This is a genomic window from Natrinema soli, assembly GCF_028618695.1.
Map to the genome: position 1 here is coordinate 1 of NZ_JAQIVI010000452.1, position 3,269 is coordinate 3,269.

Below are 3,269 nucleotides of genomic sequence, written 5' to 3' on the forward strand. Positions count from 1 at the left end.
CCGCCCGCCAGGCCGGCGTCCCTCGCAGCCTCGACGAGATCGCGGACGTCTCCCGCGTCGAGAAGAACGAGATCGCGCGCACCTACCGCTACGTGGTCCGCGAACTGGGCCTCGAGGTCCAGCCCGCCGACCCCGAGAGCTACGTCCCCCGCTTCGCCTCGGGACTCGAACTCTCCGACGAGGCCGAGCACCGCGCGCGCTCGCTGCTCCAGAACGCCAAGGAGAAGGGCGTCCACTCGGGCAAGTCGCCGGTCGGCCTCGCGGCCGCCGCGGTCTACGCCGCCGCGCTCCTGACCAACGAGAAGACCACCCAGGCAGCCGTTAGCGACGTCGCCGACATCTCCGAAGTGACGATTCGAAACCGGTACCACGAGCTCCTCGAGGCCGAGGAGACCATCGGAATGGCCTGACGCGGGGACGACGTACGCGCCGAACCCGCCGAAACGACACCGTTTTTGTCGTTCTCGCTCTCACTGGGTAGCAATGACGCTGAACTTCGACTCGTTCGTCCTCGCAGCCGCGACGGCAGATCTCGCCGACGAGCCCGCGGCCCGCGAGCACGCGAACGCGATCGAATTTCGAATGGACTTCGCCGACGAGCCGCTGGTCGCGCTCGAGGCGTACGACGGCGAGTTGCCGATCCTCGCGACGAACCGTGCCGAATGGGAAGGCGGGGAGGCGAGCGACGAGGTGCGACTCGAGATGCTCGCGGAGGCGCTCGCGTTCGACGCCGTCGCGGCGATCGACGTGGAGCTCGCGTCGATCCATGAGGGAGCGGCCGACGCGGTGCTCGAGACGGCCCGCGACCGCGACGTCTCGATCGTCGCGTCGGCACACGATTTCGAGGGGACGCCGCCCCGCAACGAGATGGTCAAAACGCTGACCGAGGCGGGTAAATATGCCGACGTGGCGAAGGTGGCGGTGACAGCCGAGTCGACGGCGGACACGCTCGCGTTGTTGTCCGCGACTGAGCAACTGACCGCCCACGGCGACGCCGTCGCCACGATGGCGATGGGCGAAGTCGGGAGCCACACGCGGGCGGTCGCTCCCGTCTACGGCTCGAAGATCGGCTACGCGCCCGTCGATCCCGCGGAGGCGACCGCACCGGGCCAGTACGACCTCGAGACGCTCGCGGGACTGGTGGCACGACTCGAGTGAACTGAAAAACAATCGAAATCGGAATGTTAAGGGCGGGGGTCCCCTACCATCTCCACGTACAATGACATGGCTCCGCGCGATCCTCGCTGCCGGCCTCTCGGTACTCATGCCCGGCGCAGGCCACGTCCTCGTTCGCGATTGGCTTCGCGCCGCCGCCTTTGCCGGTCTCTTCCTGACGGCGAGTGCTCTCTTTCTCCCGATCGACCAGCTCACGGCGGCCGGGCCGATGACGAGCGTCGATCAGGCTCTCGAGCAGGCGACCGTCATGGCCGAGAACACCGACCCGATGGCCCAGTTCCTCCTCTCGTTTATCGCCCTGTTCGCCGCGATCGACGCGACCTTTCGCGCGCTCGGCTACTCCTCCGGCGGGGATACCGACGCGGACGGACAGACCTGCCCGGAGTGCGGGAAAGAGATCGACGACGACCTCGAGTTCTGCCACTGGTGTACGACACGACTCGAGCCCGTCGAGCCGGAGGCGGAGACGAACGACGCGTAACGCGGCCACCGGACGGCTCTCGCGACGTTACTTTTCGATGATGCTCTCTTCGACGGCCTCGCCGAAGTGGCGGGCCGTGTCCTCGGCGTACAGCAGGATCTCGTCGCCGGCCTCGAGGTCGGTCACCGCCGTTCGCCCCTCCGCGGTGGCGACCTTGATCGTCTCGGCGTTCTGGAGCAGTGTCTCGACGCGGTCGCCGCTCTCGGTCTCGAGGGCGATCCGGAACATGGGTCGCTGCTCGATCTTGGCCCGGCCGACGATGGCCTCGCGGGTGTTGCCGGCGAGGTCGACGACCTGTACCTCGTCGCCGCTCTGGAGTTCGGAGAGGTACTTCGTGCCGCCGTCGGGCGTGCGGACGTAGGCGTGGACCGCGCCCGCGTTGACCCGGAACGGGCGGGAGGCGACGTACGGCGATTCGGCGGTCTCGGCGTGGACGAACACCAGCCCGCGGCTCATCGAGCCGACGAGCATCCCCTCGTCGTGCTCGAGCAGGGTGCCGGTGTCGACGCAGACCCGATCCGCGCTGCCGGCCCGCTCGACGGCGAGCACTTCCGCGTACTCGAGGTCGAGGCTCTCGCGTTCGGCCTCGTCGCGGACCTCGACCGTCCGCCGGATTTCGTCCGGGTCGTCCGAGTCGAGCAAGACGGCGTCGGATCCGATCTCGAGGGTTTCGAAGGCCGTCTTCGCCTCCTCGACGCTGGTCACGCCCGCCACGAGGTCGGTCTCCTCGCCGATGCGGGCGATCAGGTTCTCGAGCGGGATGATCGTCCAGTCCTCGCCGACGACGATCGTGTGATCGGCCTCTGCAGCGACGGTTTCGGCGAAGCGCTCGTACTCCTTGCCCAGGATGCGGACGTACGCGCCCCGATCGAAGTCGCCCTTGCGCCGCAACGTCGAGAGATCCGCCGAGCCGGAGAAGTCCTCGGGGAGGTCGATCGTCGCGTCGCCCTCGCCGTCCTTGCCGACGATCATCGCGTCCGCCTGCGGGGCCGGCACGGCGTCGTCGGTTTCGGCTTCGGCGTCGTCGATGTCGTCTACCAGCGTCACGTCGCCGTCGGTCCGGAACGCCGCGACGTTGATGTCGCCGAGTTCGCGAACGCGCGCGACGTCGTCTTCGTCGACCAGTACCCAGTCTGCACCCGCCTCGAGCGCGGCGGTGATCCGCGCTCGGCGGTCGTCCCAGTCGCCGACGGTGTCGTCGGCTTTTACCCAGACAGATCGCGTCATGAATCGACCCTCGAAGGGAACCGGCTTGAACGTGGCGGATCAGGCAGGGGAACGGACCGACCGGCAGCCGTCGACGGGAGCGGCCGTACCGCACCCCCCGAGACGGCGGCCCGTCATCACAGTCACTGCGACCGCGATTGTAACGACACTCACGATAGTCTCGATAGTAACGATACTTTCTCAGAAGTCGATAATATCCGTCCGGCCGAACGTTCAGTCATGGGTCAGCGCCACCTCGAGACGGACGCCGAACTGACGATCGATTGTGCCGCCCGTCGGCTCGAGGTGGAGTCCGCGGCCGATGTCGCTCGAGCGGCGTTCGAGCACGCGGGCGAGGTGGCGACGCTCGAGTACGGCCGATTGGTGGCCGTGCTGGGTGCCGTCC

Annotated in this window: 4 protein-coding genes; 3 read left to right on the forward strand and 1 reads right to left on the reverse strand. The window is 67.8% G+C overall.

Translation table 11 applies throughout. The features are described from left to right. The 3 genes from PGX04_RS23670 to PGX04_RS23680 form a co-directional block, all read left to right on the forward strand. Window positions 1-410, forward strand: a 410-nt coding sequence (locus PGX04_RS23670) for a transcription initiation factor IIB (RefSeq protein WP_273740752.1), incomplete at its 5' end; no start/stop codon positions are given. Between the two features lie 73 nt (window positions 411-483). Continuing rightward, window positions 484-1,158, forward strand: a complete 675-nt coding sequence (locus tag PGX04_RS23675) for a type I 3-dehydroquinate dehydratase (RefSeq protein ID WP_273740753.1) — start codon at window positions 484-486, stop codon at window positions 1,156-1,158. Between the two features lie 61 nt (window positions 1,159-1,219). Then, window positions 1,220-1,657 (forward strand): zinc ribbon domain-containing protein, encoded by a 438-nt coding sequence (locus tag PGX04_RS23680; RefSeq protein ID WP_273740754.1) that lies wholly within the window; start codon window positions 1,220-1,222, stop codon window positions 1,655-1,657. A gap of 27 nt (window positions 1,658-1,684) precedes the next feature. Here the strand turns inward: PGX04_RS23680 and PGX04_RS23685 are convergent, their stop codons facing one another. Further along, window positions 1,685-2,884 carry a 3-dehydroquinate synthase II gene (locus tag PGX04_RS23685; protein WP_273740755.1) on the reverse strand — a complete coding sequence of 400 codons (1,200 nt, stop codon included), beginning with the start codon at window positions 2,882-2,884 and terminating at the stop codon, window positions 1,685-1,687. Window positions 2,885-3,269: the final 385 nt, after the last annotated feature.

Coding starts and splice junctions, on each gene's coding strand:
- PGX04_RS23675 (WP_273740753.1), top strand. CDS start 484: ATGACGCTGAACTTCGACTCGTTCGTCCTCGCAGCCGCGACGGCAGAT.
- PGX04_RS23680 (WP_273740754.1), top strand. CDS start 1,220: ATGACATGGCTCCGCGCGATCCTCGCTGCCGGCCTCTCGGTACTCATG.
- PGX04_RS23685 (WP_273740755.1), bottom strand. CDS start 2,884: ATGACGCGATCTGTCTGGGTAAAAGCCGACGACACCGTCGGCGACTGG.